The organism is Variovorax sp. dw_308, assembly GCF_019207085.1.
GTDB lineage: Bacteria > Pseudomonadota > Gammaproteobacteria > Burkholderiales > Burkholderiaceae_C > Variovorax.
The window spans coordinates 83,609-97,886 of the sequence record NZ_JAATOM010000021.1 but is presented as its reverse complement, the minus strand read 5'-3'; the positions used below and the strand labels follow the sequence as shown (position 1 = coordinate 97,886).

The window sequence follows — 14,278 nt, the reverse complement described above, 5'->3', positions numbered from 1 at the left end:
AAAGTTCAGCGTTCAATCCAAGGAGACAAGACATGCATTTCAGCACTCTCGCCCGCGCCGCAGCGCTCACCGTTGCCGGGCTGTCGATGGTCACGGCCAGCACGCTCGCGCAGGCGCAGGCGGCCGAGCAGTTCATCCCGCTGCTGGTCTACCGCACCGGCCAGTTCGCGCCGCTGGGCATCCCATGGGCGGATGGCAAGCAGGACTACCTGAAGCTCGTCAACGCGCGCGACGGCGGCGTCAACGGCGTGAAGCTCACGTACGAGGAATGCGAGACAGCCTACGACGCGGCCAAGGGCGTGGAGTGCTACGAGCGCCTCAAGGGCAAGGGCACGGGCGCCTCCGGCTTCGACACGCAATCGACCGGCATCACCTTCGCGGTGACTGACAAGGCCTTCGTCGACAAGGTGACGGTGGAGACGCCGGGCTATGGCTTGTCGCAGTCTGTCGACGGCACGGTGTTCGAGTGGAACTTCCCGCTGCTCGGCACCTACTGGACGGCCGCCGACGTGATGCTGCAAGACATCGCGAAGAAGGAAAAAGGCAGCCTGAAGGGCAAGAAGATCGCGCTCGTGTACCACGACTCGCCGTATGGCAAGGAGCCGATCCCGCTGCTGCAGAAGCGCGCGGAGGCGGAAGGCTTCGAGTTGTCGCTGCTGCCCGTGACGCCACCCGGTGTCGAGCAGAAGTCGACCTGGCTTCAGATCCGCCAGGCCAAGCCTGACTACGTGCTCTTCTGGGCGGCCGGCGTCATGGTGCCTGCCGGCATTCGCGAGGCGCAGGCCAGCGGCTTTCCGCGCGACAAGATCTATGCGATCTGGTGGGCCGGCTCCGAGAGCGATGTGAAGGACATCGGCGATGGCGCCAAGGGCTACAACGCCATCACGCTGCACAACAGCGCGGCCAAGGACAAGGTTCAGGACGAGCTGAAGAAGTACGTCTACGACAAGGGCCAGGGCACCGGCTCGGCGTCGGACGCCGCGTCGATTGCGTACACGCGCGGGTTGATGATCTCGATGCTGCAGGTGGAGGCCATTCGCGCCGCGCAAGACAAGTTCGGCAAGGGCAAGTCGCTCACGCCGGAACAGGTCCGCTGGGGCTTCGAGAACCTCGACCTCACGACGGACAAGCTCAAGGCGCTGGGCTTCGGCGAGATCATGCGGCCGGTGAAGACCTCCTGCACCAACCACATGGGCAACGACTGGGCGCGCATCGCGCAGTGGAACGGCTCCAAGTGGGAGATCAAGTCGGACTGGTACCAGTCGGACAAGACGCATATCGATCCCATGATCAAGGAATACGCCGCCAAGTACGCCAAGGACAAGAACGTCAAGCCGCGCAGCTGCAGCTGAAGTCCTCCATGCAGCCGGCCAAGCCCCTGCTCGATGTCAACGGCATCGAGGTCATCTACAACCACGTGATCCTCGTGCTCAAGGGCGTGTCGCTCACGGTGCCCGAGGGCGGCATCGTGGCGCTGCTCGGCGGCAACGGCGCGGGCAAGACGACCACGCTGCGCGCCGTGAGCAACCTGCTCGCCGGCGAGCGTGGCGCGGTGACCAAGGGCACGATCGAGCTGCGCGGCGAGCGCATCGAGGCGCTCACGCCGGCCGAGCTGGTGCGGCGCGGGCTGGTGCAGGTGATGGAGGGGCGGCACTGCTTCGCGCACCTCACCATCGAGGAGAACCTCATGACCGGCGCCTACACGCGCAGCGACGGCAAGGCCGCGATCGCGGCGACGCTGGAGAAGGTCTACGCCTACTTCCCGCGGCTGAAGACGCGGCGCACGTCGCAGGCCGCGTACACCTCCGGTGGCGAGCAGCAGATGTGCGCCATCGGCCGCGCACTGATGGCCAACCCGAGCATGGTGCTGCTCGACGAGCCGTCGATGGGCCTCGCGCCGCAGATCGTCGACGAGGTCTTCGGCATCGTGAAGGACCTGAACGACAAGGAGCGCGTGACCTTCCTGCTCGCCGAGCAGAACACCAACATGGCTCTGCGCTACGCCGACTACGGCTACATCCTGGAAAGCGGCCGCATCGTGATGGACGGCAAGGCCGGCGACCTGGCGAACAATGAGGATGTCAAGGAGTTCTACCTCGGCGTCGGCGGCGCGGAGCGCAAGAGCTTCCGCGACGTGAAGAGCTACAAGCGCAGGAAACGGTGGCTGGCATGACGGATTTCTACGACGCACTGGAACTGCGCGACCCCGCGCAACGCGAGGCCGACCTGCTCATGGCCCTGCCCCGGCAGGTGGCGCATGCGCAGTCCGCGGCGCCGGCCTTCGCGCAGATCCTGAAGGACGTGGATGCGAACGCGGTGCGCAGCCGCGAGGCATTGGCCAAGCTGCCGGTCACGCGCAAGTCGGAGTTGCTGGAACGCCAGAAGGCGCAGCGCGCGACAGACCCGCTTGGCGGCTTCAGCGCCATCGTGCGCGGCCCGGCCATGCGGCGCGTGTTCGCAAGCCCCGGCACCATCTACGAGCCCGAGGGCACGGCCATCGACTACTGGCGCACCGCGCGCTCGTTGTACGCGGCGGGCTTTCGTAGCGGCGAGCTGATCCACAACAGCTTCAGCTACCACATGACCCCGGCCGGCGCGATCCTCGAGAACGGCGCGCATGCATTGGGTTGCACCGTGTTCCCCGGCGGCACTGGCCAGACTGAGCAGCAGCTCGAAGCGATGATCGAGCTGAAGCCCGACGGCTATGTCGGCACGCCGAGCTTCCTGAAGATCCTGGTCGAGAAGGCCGAGTCGCTCGACATCAAGCTGCCCAGCGTGACCAAGGCGATGGTCTCCGGCGAAGCCTTCCCGCCCAGCCTGCGCGACTGGCTGGCCGAGCGCGGCATCGGCGCCGTGCAAAGCTACGCGACCGCGGACTTGGGTCTCATCGCCTACGAGACCCGCGCGCATGAAGGCCTGGTGCTCGATGAAGGCGTGCTGCTGGAGATCGTGCGGCCCGGCACGGGTGACCCGGTGCCGGACGGCGAGGTGGGCGAAGTCGTGGTGACCACTTTCAATCGCGACTATCCGCTGGTGCGCTTCGGCACCGGCGACCTGTCGGCGGTGTTGGCCGGGCCATGCCCGACCGGCCGGACGAACACCCGCATCAAGGGCTGGCTCGGCCGGGCCGACCAGACTACAAAAGTGCGCGGCATGTTCGTACACCCCGGGCAGGTGGCCGAGGTGACAAAGCGTTTTGCCGAAATCGTCCGCGCACGCCTCGTCGTAGAAGGCGAGATGGCGCAGGACCGCATGACGCTGAAGGTCGAGGCGCCTGAAACCGCGGGCCTGTGCGAGCGCATTGCCGACGCGGTGCGCGATGTGACCAAGTTGCGCAGCGAAGTGGTCTGCGTGCCGGCGGGCAGCCTGCCGAACGATGGCAAGGTGATCGAGGACGCGCGCAGCTATCGATGAAATGGGGGGCCGCGCTTGCCGGATGACATCGGCGCGTCGGACGGTCAGGATCCCCGGCCGCGTCGCATGTGCCGGCGCAGTCGAGTCCCTCGGCGACGCCCGGAACTTGCAACGGGCGAAGCCGTGTTTTCAGAAGGAGTTGCACCCATGGAAACGCAAGAACTTCATCGCGGCCGTCTGATCGATCACATCCAGCTGGTCGTGCGGGACCTCCCCGCTTCGCAGGCCTTCTACACGGCGATCCTCGCGGTCCTGGACATTCCCATCGGCGGCACGGGCGAAGGCTTCTTCTGGGCCGACGAGCTGTTCGTCTCGACGAGTGAAAGCCAGGCAGCGCAAGGCGCCCTGACCGGACGCCATCACCTGGCCTTTCAGGCTCAGGACCGGGCCATGGTGGACGCGTTCTACAAAGCGGCACTCGCCCATGGCGGCAAGGACAACGGCGCGCCCGGCGAGCGTGCCTACCATCCGGGCTACTACGCGGCCTTCGTGCTTGACCCGGATGGCAACAACATCGAGGCCGTCTTTCATGGCGAGGCGAAGCGGAGTGCGCGATCCGTGCACATCACGTTTTGATCGCGCACGCAACTACGCGTCTCACCGGCTTGCGAAACCAATAAGCGCATTCGGCGTTCCTTGAGTCTGCACCCCGGATATCGAAGTGCAGATCCGTCTCCGGTGCGCGTTCAGCCCGCCGGCGCCGCGAGATCGAGATCGAGATCGAGATCGAGATGGATCACACCGCCGTCCCTGCGCCGGCGCAGCGGCAACCCGCTTCGCTGGAACACCGCCAGCATCGGCGCATTGCTCCCCAGCACTTCGGCTTCGAGGCGCTTCAGGCCATGGCGCCGCGCCAGCGTGACCAGCGCGGCCAGCAGTTGACTCGCCAGGCCCTGGCCCTGGAAGTCCTCCTCGATCGTGAACGCCACCTCGGCCACCTTCGCACCATCGCTGTCGGTGTGGCCGACGTACGAGGCACTGCCGATGACGGTCTCGTCAGCATCGCTTCCGATCGTCACGACCAGGCCGGCCAGGTTCACGAAGTCGATCGCGGCAATGCGTTCGAAGGCCCGCTCCGGCAGTTCACTGCGCATCGAGAAGAAGCGGGTATAGATCGACTGCGGGTCCAGTTTCGCGAACGCAGTCTGCAGCCGCTCCTTGTCGCCCGGGTGCATGACACGAATCAGTGCCGGCCGGCCGTCGCGCAGCGTGATCGGTTGATGGAAGTCCAGGTCCTTGTCGCTCATTTTTCAGTTCGCTCCAAAGTCATGCAGGCATGGACCACGGCCGCCGCAGCGATCGTTCCGGGTGGCCAGACACTGCCCTCAACTCGTGACCGCTTCGATTGTCTCGCGGCCGCGATCACGCCGCCAGCGGTACTTCGTCATGACCAACGATCGCCAATACCTGGATCTCCATTCATCGGTGCATCGCGAGTCCACCGCCGGGCATTCGGCCCGTCACAGCAACCCATGGCCCTCCAGTTCCTGCTCCAGCCGCTCCGCATCCACGAACAGGAAGGCCTGCAGGCCGGCCCTGACCGCGCCTTCGACATTGGCCGCGACATCGTCGATGAAGAGCACGCTGCCGGGCTGCACACCGAAGCGCTCGATGCTGCGCAGATAAGCCGCGGCATCCGGCTTGGTCGCACCCACCATCGCCGACGTGACGATCAGCCCTTTCAAGTACCGCCCGATCTCCGGGCACAGCGTCTCGATGTGCTCCGACAGCATCGCCGAATTGTTCGTGAGCCCCGCGATCGCGCAGTGTCGCTTCACGCGTCCGACCAACGCCAGAACGCGCGCATCGGGCGCCATGCCCGCGCGGCGTGCAGCCAGCCAATCGTCGAGCGTCACGCGGTGCCCCAGGCGCCCGGACATCTCCCGCAGATACGCCTGCGCATCGACTTCACCGCGATCAGACCGTGTCTCCAGCCCAGAGCCCCAGACTGCCTCGCGCACGAACTCCGCGGTGTGGCCGGTCAATGCGCCGAGCGCGCCCTGGAACACCGCACGGTCGTACTGGCACAGCACGCCGTCGATGTCGAACAGGACCAGTTGCGGGCGAATGCGCATGGGAAGCTTGGGGTGGTGTGCCGATCAAGCAACAATCAGGCCCCGCCGCGCCGATACGCCCCCGGCGCGCTGCCGGTCCAGCCCTTGAACGCACGCTGGAATGCCGCGCTGTCAGCAAAGCCCAGCTCGAAGGCCAGCGTCGCCAGCGGCACCGCGCTGGTGTTCAGGCGCACGATGGCGGTGTCGCGTCGCAGCTCGTCCTTCAGCGACTGGAAGGTCGTCCCTTCGCCCGCCAGGCGCCGTTGCAGCGTGGAGCCCGACATGTGCAGCGCCTCGGCCGTGGCCAGCAGGTCGGGCCAGTCGGGTTGTGCCTGTTGCAGATGGCTGCGCACGCGCGCGGCGAGCGGATCGTCGCCGCGCCGGGGCACGATCACCTGCGTGCGTGCATCGGCCAGGAAGGCGCGCAGCGCGGCCTCGTCCCGCCGCACCGGGCTGCGCAGGTATCGCTCCTCGAACCAGAACGCCGAATGCTGGCAGCCGAACTGCAGCGGCGCCGGAAACACCTTGCCGTAGCTGCCGGCATAGGGCGGGCTCTGGAAGGCGAAGCCGAAGCGCGCGGCGGGCAGCTGGCCGCCCACCAGCCAGGCCAGCACGCGCCAGAAAATGCGCAGCAGCAACTCGTGCACGAAGGTCGCTTGCGCGACGGCGGGGTTGTCGAAGCGGAGCGACAGGCCGGCCAGTTCGCCATCGCGCACCAGTTCCACGACCAGGTCGTCCTGCAGCAGCCGGAAGGTGTGCGCGACGCGGCGGATCGCCACGTCCAGCGTGGTCGCGCTGATCGCCGAACGCGACATCAGCGCCAGGCTGCCACGCCGCAGCGGTCGCGACAGGAAGCCGAGGCACTCGTCGTCGAATCGCTCCATCAGCAACTGGAACAGCGCGAGATACTGGTCGGCCGTCACGCGCGCGCCGGGCTCGTGCAGCAGCGCCGGCGCAATGCCCGCCTCCGCCAGCAAGGGGTCGCTCGCCAGGCCGCGCGCCTGCACGCCGGACACCATGCCTTGTACAAAAGCGATCGGGATCGTGACGGGCGGGCGCAGCATCGGAAGACAGTCGGATTGGGGCCTTTTGCCATCGGATCGACGCAAAGCGCAATCGCTCGCGAGGCCGCAGATTTCTACCATGGGGCACCAACAAGCAGGCCGCGGATTTCCCGAAGGCCCGAGGAGACAAGCACCATGTACTTCACCCAGGGACTGCACCGCGCCGTGCAGCAGCACCCCGACCGCGTCGCCGTTCGCTTCGCCGGCCGTCAGCGCACCTTCCGCGAATTCGCCGACCGTGTCGCGCGGCTCGCGGGCGCATTGCAGCAACTGGGCATGCAGCCCGGCGATCGCGTGGCGATGCTGTCGCTCAACTCCGACCGCTACCTCGAATACCAGATGGCCGTGCCTTGGGGCGGCGGCGTGCTCAACCCCTGCAACATCCGCTGGTCGGCGCCCGAGATCCTCTATTCGCTGAACGACTCGGGCTCGATCATCCTGCTGGTCGACGCGACCTTCGCGCCGCTGGTCGAGCCCTTCCGCCGCGATGCCGCCACGCTGCGCGCGGTGATCCATTGCGGCGACGGCGAGGCGCCCGCCGGCATGCTCGGCTATGAAGACCTGCTGCGCGAAGCCACGCCGGTGCCCGACGCAGTGCGCCGCGGCGAAGACCTGGCCGGCATCTTCTACACCGGCGGCACCACCGGCTTCCCCAAGGGCGTGATGCTGAGCCACACCAACCTGTGCAGCTCCGGGCTGGCCCTGCGCGCGGAAGGCCTGGCCTCGCCCGGCGGCACCTACCTGCACGCCGCGCCGATGTTCCACCTGGCCGACATGGGCATCGCGACGCCGCACTGGATCGAGGGCAACACGCACACGATCATCCCGATGTTCAACCCCGAGCAGGTGCTCGACACCATCGAGCGCGACCGCGTCACGCACACGCTGATGGTGCCGACGATGATCCAGATGCTGGTCGACCACCCGGCGATGCAGAAGCCGCGTGACCTGTCGTCGTTAAAGGGCATCGCCTATGGCGCCTCGCCGATTTCCGAGGCGGTGCTGGAACGCGCGATGGCCGCGCTGCCGGGCGTGGAATTCACGCAGGCCTATGGCATGACCGAGCTGTCGCCGGTGGCCACGGTCAACCCGGCCTGGTACCACACACCCGAGGCGCGCCATCTCGGCAAGCTGCGCTCTGCCGGGCGCGCCAGCCACTGCACGGAGGTGCGCATCGTCGACCCGTTCGGCGAGGAAGTGCCGCTCGGCACGGTCGGCGAAGTGGTGGTGCGCGGGCCCAACGTGATGCAGGGCTACTGGAACAAACCGGAGCTCACCGCAGCCGCGCTGCGCGACGGCTGGATGCACACCGGCGACGGCGCCCGGATGGACGCGGACGGTTTCATCTTCATCGCCGACCGGCTCAAGGACATGATCATCAGCGGCGGCGAGAACGTCTACTCGGCCGAGGTCGAGAACGCGATCGCGCAGCATCCCGCCGTCGCGGCCTGCGCGGTGATCGGCATCCCGAGCGAGGAATGGGGCGAGGCGGTGCATGCGGTGGTGGTGCGCAAGCCGCAACAGGAAGTGGAATGCGAGGCGTTGATCGCGCATTGCAAGGCGCTGATCGCCGGCTACAAGTGCCCGCGCAGCGTGGACTTCGCCGAGGCGCTGCCGCTGTCGGGGGCGGGCAAGGTGTTGAAAGTCAAGCTGCGAGAACCCTTCTGGGCAGGACGCGAACGCGCCGTGGCATGAACCCATTTTTCAGGAGCTATCCATGACCCAGGATGTATTTGTCGCCGGTGTCGGCATGATCCCCTTCACCAAGCCGGGCGCGAGCGAGCCCTATCCGCAGATGGCGGCCAAGGCCACGCGGCTGGCGCTGGCCGACGCCGGCATCGGCTATGAGCTGGTGCAGCAGGCCTATGTCGGTTATGTGTATGCAGACTCGACTGCAGGACAGGCCGCGCTCTACGAAGTCGGCATGAGCGGCATCCCGATCGTCAACGTCAACAACAACTGCTCCACCGGCTCGACCGCGCTGTTCCTCGCGCGGCAGGCGGTGGCCAGCGGCGCGGCCGAGTGCGTGCTGGCGCTGGGCTTCGAGCAAATGATGCCGGGCGCATTGGGCGCCGTCTTCAAGGACCGTCCCACGCCCTTCGAGCGCTTCGACAAGGCGACCGACGAACTCGTCGACGAGCGCGAGGTGCCGCTGGCGCTGCGCTACTTCGGCGGCGCCGGCCTGGCACACATGAAGCAGTACGGAACGAAGCTTTCCACCTTCGCGAAGGTGCGCGCCAAGGCCAGCCGCCATGCGGCCAACAACCCGCTCGCGCTGTTCCGCAACGTGGTGACGGAAGAAGAGGTGCTGAACACGCCGGTGATGTGGCCGGGCGTGATGACGCGGCTCATGGCCTGCCCGCCCACCTGCGGCGCGGCTGCGGCCATCGTCTGCTCGGCCGACTTCGCGCAGCGCCATGGCCTGAATCGCAGCGTGCGCATCAAGGCGCAGGCCATGACGACCGACAAGCCGATCAGCTTCGAGGCGCGCGACATGCGCGAGGTGGTCGGCTTCGGCATGGCGCAGGCCGCGGCGCAGCAGGTCTATGAAGCCGCGGGTATCGGCCCCGCCGATGTCGACGTGGTGGAGCTGCACGACTGCTTCGCGCACAACGAACTGCTGAGCTACGAGGCGCTGGGCCTGTGCCCTGTCGGCGGCGCAGAACAGTTCATCTGCGACGGCGACAACAGCTATGGCGGCAAGGTGGTCACGAATCCTTCCGGCGGCCTGTTGAGCAAGGGCCATCCGCTGGGCGCCACCGGTCTCGCGCAGTGCACCGAGCTGGTCCAGCAACTGCGCGGCACCGCAGACAAGCGCCAGGTGGAAGGCGCGCGGCTCGCGCTGCAACACAACCTCGGTCTCGGCGGCGCCTGTGTTGTCACCCTCTATGAACGCGTTTGAAAGTCGAGCCGACATGCACGAGCGCCAATGCTTTCGACGTTTGCTGACCGAAGCTTTTGTGGCCAGTGGTGGATCGGGTCGCACGACGCGGCGTGCCCGGTGTCCTCGGCCCACGCCCACCATCCTCGTTCCAAGTCCACGTAACACAGAGGAGCAACTGACATGATCGACAAGAAATGGATCGGCCACCAACTCGGCGCATCGGTGCTGCCGATCGAACGCAGCCGCCTGCAGTTCTTCGCCAAGGCCATCGGCGAGACCGACCCCGTCTACACCGATGCCGATGCCGCGCGCGCAGCGGGCTACCCGGATCTGCCCGCGCCACCCACCTTCCTCTTCGCGGCCGAACTCGACTCCGGCGCCTCCAACCAGTTGCTCGCCGACCTGCAGATCCCGCTGGCCAAGCTGCTGCATGGCGAGCAGGGCTTCAGCTACCACCGGGCGGCCTGCGTCGGCGACGTGGTCACCGTGCGCTCGACCATCGACGACATCTACGACAAGAAGAACGGCGCGCTTGAATTCGTCGTGAAGACTTCGCGCGCCACCAATCAACGCGATGAACTGGTGGCGGAGCTGCGCACCGTGATCGTTTGCAGGAACTGAATGCGGGAACCGTACGCAGAGGACGCGAAGGTTCCGCGAAGGACGCGAAAGAAAACCAAAAGATCTTGGAAGTCCTTTTGCGACCTTTGCGAAACCTTCGCGACCTTTGCGTTCGGCTGTCCGCTCCCGATTTCCACAAGGACTCCCATGACCTCACTCACCTTCGACACCGTGCAAGTCGGCGATGAACTTCCCGTCGTGCAACTGCCACCCGTCAACCGCACCGCGCTGGCCCTCTTCGCCGGCGCCTCCGGCGACCACAACCCGATTCACATCGACACCGACTTCGCGCGTCGCTCGGGCATGCCCGACGTGTTCGCGCAAGGGATGCTGGGCATGGCCTGGCTGGGCCGCGTCGTCACGGGCTGGGCGCCGCAAAGCCGGCTGCGCAAGTTCGAGGCGCGCTTCCAGGGCATCACGCACCTGGGCAATGCGATGCGATGCAGCGGGCGCGTGGTCGAGAAGCTCGACGACTACCACGGCGAGCGCTGCGTGCGCATCGAGGTGCACAGCGCCAACCAGTTCGGCCAGACCAGGATCGCGGGCGAGGCCATCGTCGCTCTCCCCTGAACCCCACAACGAAACACAACACATGACCACACGCAAGCTCGAAGGCAAGGTCGCCCTCATCACTGGCTCGGGCCGCGGCATCGGCCGCGCGATCGCGCTCAAGCTCGCCGGCGAGGGCGCGCGCATCGTCGTCAACGACCTCGACGCGGAACCGGCCAATGAGGCGGTGCAGGCGATCAAGGACATCGGGGGCGAGGCCGTGGCCTGCGCCGGCAACGTCACCGCATCCGACTTCGCCGAACGCTTCGTCGGCACGGCCGTCAGCGAGTTCAAGGGCCTGGACATCGTCATCAACAACGCCGGCTACACCTGGGACAACGTGGTCCAGAAGATGACCGACGAGCAGTGGTACGCGATGATCGACTGCCATCTCACCGCGCCCTTCCGCATCCTGCGCGCGGTGCAGCCGGTGATCCGCGCACTGAGCAAGGCCGACACCGAAGCCGGCCGGCGCGTGGTGCGCAAGGTGGTCAACATCTCGTCGATGGCGGGGCTGTTCGGCAACGCGGGGCAAGCCAACTATTCGGCCGCCAAGGCCGGGGTGGTCGGCATGACGCAGACGCTGGCCAAGGAATGGGGCCGCATGAACGTCACCGTCAACAGCGTGGCCTACGGGCTGATCAAGACGCGGCTCACCGGCAATGCGGCGGAAGCGGGCACGGCCAACATCGACGGGCGCGAGATCAAGGTCGGCGTGAACCCGGGCCTCATGGCGATGATGGAGCAGACCATTCCACTGGGCCGCGGCGGCACGCCCGAGGAAGCGGCGGGCGCGGTGTACATGCTGTGCATCCCCGAGTCGGACTACGTGAGCGGCCACACGCTGGTGTGCAGCGGCGGCTTGACCGGGTTCTAGGCGCATGGCTGCCCAGGTCCACACCACGCTGCAAGACGGCGTCGCCACGCTCACGCTTGACCGGCCGCAGGCACTCAATGCCTTGAGCCCGGAGCTCATCATCGACCTGGCAGCCGCCTTGCGGGCGAGCGCCGAGGACGAAGCCACGCGCGCCATCGTGCTGACCGGCACGGGTCGCGCGTTCTCCGCGGGCGGCGACATCGGCTGGTTCGGCGAAGTGCTTGCGGGCGGGCGCGAACATGCGCAGTCGGAGATCGCGGGCTACATGGAGCGTGAAGGCAATCCGCTGACGCTGGCCATCGCCGGCTGCCGCGTGCCCGTGGTCTGCGCGGTGAACGGGCCGTGCGTCGGCGGCGCGGTCGGCATCGCACTCGCGGCCGACATCGTGATCGCGGCACGCTCGGCCTACTTCCTCGTGCCGCAGGTGCCGCAACTCGGCGCGGTGCCGGACCTCGGCGCCACCTGGATGCTGTCCCGCCTGCTCGGCCGCAGCCGCGCACTCGGCATTGCGCTGCTGGGCGACCGCATCGAGGCCGCGCAAGCCGAGCAGTGGGGCCTGATCTGGCGGTGCGTGGACGACACAGCCCTTGCCGAGCAGGCGCAGGCCGTCGCGCAACGCCTGGGCAGCGCGTCGGCCGCCGCCGTGCGCGACACGCGCCGGCTCATCGACGACGCGCCATCCCACACGCTCGCTCGCCAGCTCGACGCGGAACGCGATGCCCAGCGCGCGCATGTGGGCGCCGACTTCTTCCATGCGGCTTGCACGCGCTTCCTGGCGCGCACCGCTCACGGCTGATTGAAGGCTCGTCGTTGATGCGGCTGGATGAATGCGGGATCGGACTTGGCCGTACGCGAAGGACGCGAAGGTTCCGCGAAGGACGCGAAAGAAAACCAGAAATTTTCTTTTGAATTTTTCGCGTCCTTCGCGCTTCTTCGCGTCCTTCGCGTACGGTCAAGTCCGCATTCCGACGAGCGTCGATCGACAACACAGCCGTCGAAGTGCCACGAGTCCGTGACACCCTGACCTGCGGCGTTTACTTCCCATCGTCGCGCCCTCAGAATTCGCTCTCCTCAACAGGAGAGCGCTCATGGATCTCGGACTCAAGGGCAAGCGCGCCGTCATCACCGGCGGCAGCCGGGGCATCGGTCGGGCCATCGCCGAATGCTTCGCGGACGAGGGGTCGCATGTGTCGGTGTGCGCGCGCAAGGCGGAGGAGGTGCAGGCAACAGTTGCCAGCCTCAAGGCCAAGGGGGTCGACGCTTTCGGCAAGGCGCTCGACGTGGCCGATGCGACGGCCCTGAGCGCATGGATCACCGCCGCCGGCGGGGAGCTGGGCGGAATCGATGCGCTGGTCTGCAACGTCAGCGCACTGGCCGTGGGCGACAGCGCGGAGACCTGGGAGAAGTCCTTCCGGACCGACATGATGCACACGGTCAACGCCGTGACCGCCGCGGTGCCCTTCCTCGAAAAGTCCGACAGCGCATCGATCGTGCTGATCTCCAGCGTCTCCGGTTTCGAGGTGGACTTCGCCGCCGGCTCCTACGGCGCGATGAAGGCGGCGCTGATCCACTATGCCAAGGGCCTCAGCCGCCAGCTCGTCGCCAAGGGCATCCGCGTCAACTGCGTGTCGCCGGGCAACACCTATTTCGACGGCGGCATCTGGCAGACCATCGAGAAGAACATGCCCGATCTCTACGCGTCCACGCTCAAGGTCAACCCCACCGGCAAGTTCGGCAGGCCGGACGAAGTGGCCAAGGGCGTGGTCTTCATTTCCAGCCCGGCCGCGAGCCGCATCTCCGGCACCAACCTCGTGATCGACGGTGCGCTCACCGTCGCCGTCTGACGAGAGCGACACCATGAGCGCACACGCCGGCCACACGCTCCATTCGATCCACAAGGACCACATCCACCACGGCTGGAACAACGCTTTCAAGCCAGCCCTGACGATCGCACCGGGCGACAGCATCGAATTCGAGACGCTCGACGCATCCTCGGGCCAGTTGATCAAGACATCGACCGCTGCCGATCTGGAAAAACTCGATCTCGGCCGCGTCAACCCGGTCACCGGCCCGGTCTGCATCGATGGCGCCCAGCCGGGCGATGCGCTCAAGGTCACGGTGCTTTCATTGAGGCCTTCCGGGTGGGGCTGGACCGGCAACATCCCCGGCTTCGGCCTGCTCACCGACCAGTTCCCGAACGCGCGCCTGCACCACTGGCACTACGACCCCGCACTGACGCCCGCGATGTACGGCCCCGGCGGCCGCGTGCCGCTGCGGCCCTTCACGGGCACCATCGGCGTCGCGCCCGCGGAGCCCGGCCTGCACAGCATCATTCCGCCGCGCAACGTCGGCGGCAACATGGACGCGCGCGACATCGCGGAAGGCTGCGAGCTGTACCTGCCCATCGAGGTCGAAGGCGCGATCTTCTCGGTCGGCGACACGCACGCGGCGCAGGGCGACGGCGAGGTCTGCGGCACCGCCATCGAGAGTCCGATCGACGTGGCGCTCAAGTTCGAGCTGGTCAAGGGCGCCAACCTGCGCATGCCGCGCTACGTCACGCGCGGCCCGGTCACCGACCATTTCGACAAGAAGGGCTACGAGGTCACGACCGGCATCGGGCCCGACCTCATGGCCGGCGCGCGCATGGCGGTGTCCGAGATGGTCGAGCTGCTCAGCAAGCGCTACGGCTACGAACCCATCGACGCCTACATGCTCTGCAGCGTGTGCGCCGACCTGCGCATCAGCTCGATCGTCGACGTGCCCAACTGGGTGGTCTCCTTCTATTTCCCCCGGATCGTCCTGGAGTAGCCGTGAC

General features: G+C 67.0%; 15 protein-coding genes. 12 read left to right on the top strand and 3 right to left on the bottom strand.

The annotated features are described in order from the left end of the window. The first annotated feature begins 32 nt into the window (after window positions 1-32). The 4 genes from HCU76_RS28785 to HCU76_RS28770 all read left to right on the top strand — a co-directional run bounded on the left by HCU76_RS28785 (window position 33) and on the right by HCU76_RS28770 (window position 3,990). Window positions 33-1,352 carry an ABC transporter substrate-binding protein gene (locus HCU76_RS28785; RefSeq protein ID WP_213958207.1) on the top strand — a complete coding sequence of 440 codons (1,320 nt, stop codon included), beginning with the start codon at window positions 33-35 and terminating at the stop codon, window positions 1,350-1,352. An 8-nt stretch (window positions 1,353-1,360) separates the two neighbouring features. Further along, window positions 1,361-2,173 (top strand): ABC transporter ATP-binding protein, encoded by an 813-nt coding sequence (locus HCU76_RS28780; protein ID WP_213958208.1) that lies wholly within the window; start codon window positions 1,361-1,363, stop codon window positions 2,171-2,173. After that, window positions 2,170-3,414, top strand: a complete 1,245-nt coding sequence (locus HCU76_RS28775; RefSeq protein ID WP_213958209.1) for a phenylacetate--CoA ligase family protein — start codon at window positions 2,170-2,172, stop codon at window positions 3,412-3,414. Before HCU76_RS28780 ends, HCU76_RS28775 begins: the two co-directional genes overlap by 4 nt. A gap of 147 nt (window positions 3,415-3,561) precedes the next feature. Continuing rightward, window positions 3,562-3,990 carry a VOC family protein gene (locus HCU76_RS28770; protein ID WP_218511204.1) on the top strand — a complete coding sequence of 143 codons (429 nt, stop codon included), beginning with the start codon at window positions 3,562-3,564 and terminating at the stop codon, window positions 3,988-3,990. Window positions 3,991-4,100: 110 nt separating this feature from the next. Here HCU76_RS28770 and HCU76_RS28765 read toward each other — a convergent pair whose 3' ends face one another. The 3 genes from HCU76_RS28765 to HCU76_RS28755 form a co-directional block, all read right to left on the bottom strand. Next, the gene (locus HCU76_RS28765; RefSeq protein WP_218511203.1) at window positions 4,101-4,661 is read right to left on the bottom strand and encodes a GNAT family N-acetyltransferase; all 561 of its coding nucleotides are present in this window, start codon (window positions 4,659-4,661) and stop codon (window positions 4,101-4,103) included. 213 nt (window positions 4,662-4,874) lie between these two features. Then, window positions 4,875-5,489, bottom strand: coding sequence for an HAD family phosphatase (locus HCU76_RS28760; protein ID WP_218511202.1), 615 nt, complete (start codon window positions 5,487-5,489; stop codon window positions 4,875-4,877). A gap of 35 nt (window positions 5,490-5,524) precedes the next feature. Next, window positions 5,525-6,532: an AraC family transcriptional regulator gene (locus tag HCU76_RS28755; protein ID WP_218511201.1), complete on the bottom strand. Its 1,008-nt coding sequence runs from the start codon at window positions 6,530-6,532 to the stop codon at window positions 5,525-5,527. A 135-nt stretch (window positions 6,533-6,667) separates the two neighbouring features. Between HCU76_RS28755 and HCU76_RS28750 the strand changes: the two genes are divergently transcribed. The 8 genes from HCU76_RS28750 (at window position 6,668) to HCU76_RS28715 (ending at window position 14,271) form a co-directional block, all read left to right on the top strand. Next, complete coding sequence (locus HCU76_RS28750) at window positions 6,668-8,227, top strand: long-chain-fatty-acid--CoA ligase (RefSeq protein WP_213958214.1); 1,560 nt, start codon at window positions 6,668-6,670, stop codon at window positions 8,225-8,227. Window positions 8,228-8,249: 22 nt separating this feature from the next. Beyond that, window positions 8,250-9,434 carry a lipid-transfer protein gene (locus tag HCU76_RS28745; RefSeq protein WP_213958215.1) on the top strand — a complete coding sequence of 395 codons (1,185 nt, stop codon included), beginning with the start codon at window positions 8,250-8,252 and terminating at the stop codon, window positions 9,432-9,434. Window positions 9,435-9,596: 162 nt separating this feature from the next. Beyond that, window positions 9,597-10,037 carry a MaoC family dehydratase N-terminal domain-containing protein gene (locus tag HCU76_RS28740; protein ID WP_213958216.1) on the top strand — a complete coding sequence of 147 codons (441 nt, stop codon included), beginning with the start codon at window positions 9,597-9,599 and terminating at the stop codon, window positions 10,035-10,037. Between the two features lie 147 nt (window positions 10,038-10,184). Beyond that, window positions 10,185-10,607 (top strand): MaoC family dehydratase, encoded by a 423-nt coding sequence (locus tag HCU76_RS28735; RefSeq protein ID WP_213958217.1) that lies wholly within the window; start codon window positions 10,185-10,187, stop codon window positions 10,605-10,607. A gap of 22 nt (window positions 10,608-10,629) precedes the next feature. After that, a complete protein-coding gene (locus HCU76_RS28730) occupies window positions 10,630-11,463 on the top strand; it encodes an SDR family NAD(P)-dependent oxidoreductase (RefSeq protein ID WP_213958218.1) in 834 nt (277 codons plus the stop codon). A gap of 4 nt (window positions 11,464-11,467) precedes the next feature. Next, window positions 11,468-12,259 (top strand): enoyl-CoA hydratase/isomerase family protein, encoded by a 792-nt coding sequence (locus tag HCU76_RS28725; RefSeq protein ID WP_213958219.1) that lies wholly within the window; start codon window positions 11,468-11,470, stop codon window positions 12,257-12,259. Between the two features lie 292 nt (window positions 12,260-12,551). After that, window positions 12,552-13,307 (top strand): SDR family NAD(P)-dependent oxidoreductase, encoded by a 756-nt coding sequence (locus HCU76_RS28720; protein WP_213958220.1) that lies wholly within the window; start codon window positions 12,552-12,554, stop codon window positions 13,305-13,307. A gap of 13 nt (window positions 13,308-13,320) precedes the next feature. After that, window positions 13,321-14,271 (top strand): acetamidase/formamidase family protein, encoded by a 951-nt coding sequence (locus HCU76_RS28715; RefSeq protein WP_213958221.1) that lies wholly within the window; start codon window positions 13,321-13,323, stop codon window positions 14,269-14,271. Window positions 14,272-14,278: the final 7 nt, after the last annotated feature.

Excerpts from the sequence above, each read along its gene's own strand:
- HCU76_RS28770 (WP_218511204.1), top strand. The coding sequence starts at position 3,562 with ATGGAAACGCAAGAACTTCATCGCGGCCGTCTGATCGATCACATCCAG.
- HCU76_RS28740 (WP_213958216.1), top strand. The coding sequence starts at position 9,597 with ATGATCGACAAGAAATGGATCGGCCACCAACTCGGCGCATCGGTGCTG.
- HCU76_RS28775 (WP_213958209.1), top strand. The coding sequence starts at position 2,170 with ATGACGGATTTCTACGACGCACTGGAACTGCGCGACCCCGCGCAACGC.
- HCU76_RS28765 (WP_218511203.1), bottom strand. The coding sequence starts at position 4,661 with ATGAGCGACAAGGACCTGGACTTCCATCAACCGATCACGCTGCGCGAC.
- HCU76_RS28750 (WP_213958214.1), top strand. The coding sequence starts at position 6,668 with ATGTACTTCACCCAGGGACTGCACCGCGCCGTGCAGCAGCACCCCGAC.
- HCU76_RS28715 (WP_213958221.1), top strand. The coding sequence starts at position 13,321 with ATGAGCGCACACGCCGGCCACACGCTCCATTCGATCCACAAGGACCAC.
- HCU76_RS28785 (WP_213958207.1), top strand. The coding sequence starts at position 33 with ATGCATTTCAGCACTCTCGCCCGCGCCGCAGCGCTCACCGTTGCCGGG.
- HCU76_RS28735 (WP_213958217.1), top strand. The coding sequence starts at position 10,185 with ATGACCTCACTCACCTTCGACACCGTGCAAGTCGGCGATGAACTTCCC.
- HCU76_RS28730 (WP_213958218.1), top strand. The coding sequence starts at position 10,630 with ATGACCACACGCAAGCTCGAAGGCAAGGTCGCCCTCATCACTGGCTCG.
- HCU76_RS28780 (WP_213958208.1), top strand. The coding sequence starts at position 1,361 with ATGCAGCCGGCCAAGCCCCTGCTCGATGTCAACGGCATCGAGGTCATC.
- HCU76_RS28745 (WP_213958215.1), top strand. The coding sequence starts at position 8,250 with ATGACCCAGGATGTATTTGTCGCCGGTGTCGGCATGATCCCCTTCACC.
- HCU76_RS28725 (WP_213958219.1), top strand. The coding sequence starts at position 11,468 with ATGGCTGCCCAGGTCCACACCACGCTGCAAGACGGCGTCGCCACGCTC.
- HCU76_RS28720 (WP_213958220.1), top strand. The coding sequence starts at position 12,552 with ATGGATCTCGGACTCAAGGGCAAGCGCGCCGTCATCACCGGCGGCAGC.
- HCU76_RS28760 (WP_218511202.1), bottom strand. The coding sequence starts at position 5,489 with ATGCGCATTCGCCCGCAACTGGTCCTGTTCGACATCGACGGCGTGCTG.
- HCU76_RS28755 (WP_218511201.1), bottom strand. The coding sequence starts at position 6,532 with ATGCTGCGCCCGCCCGTCACGATCCCGATCGCTTTTGTACAAGGCATG.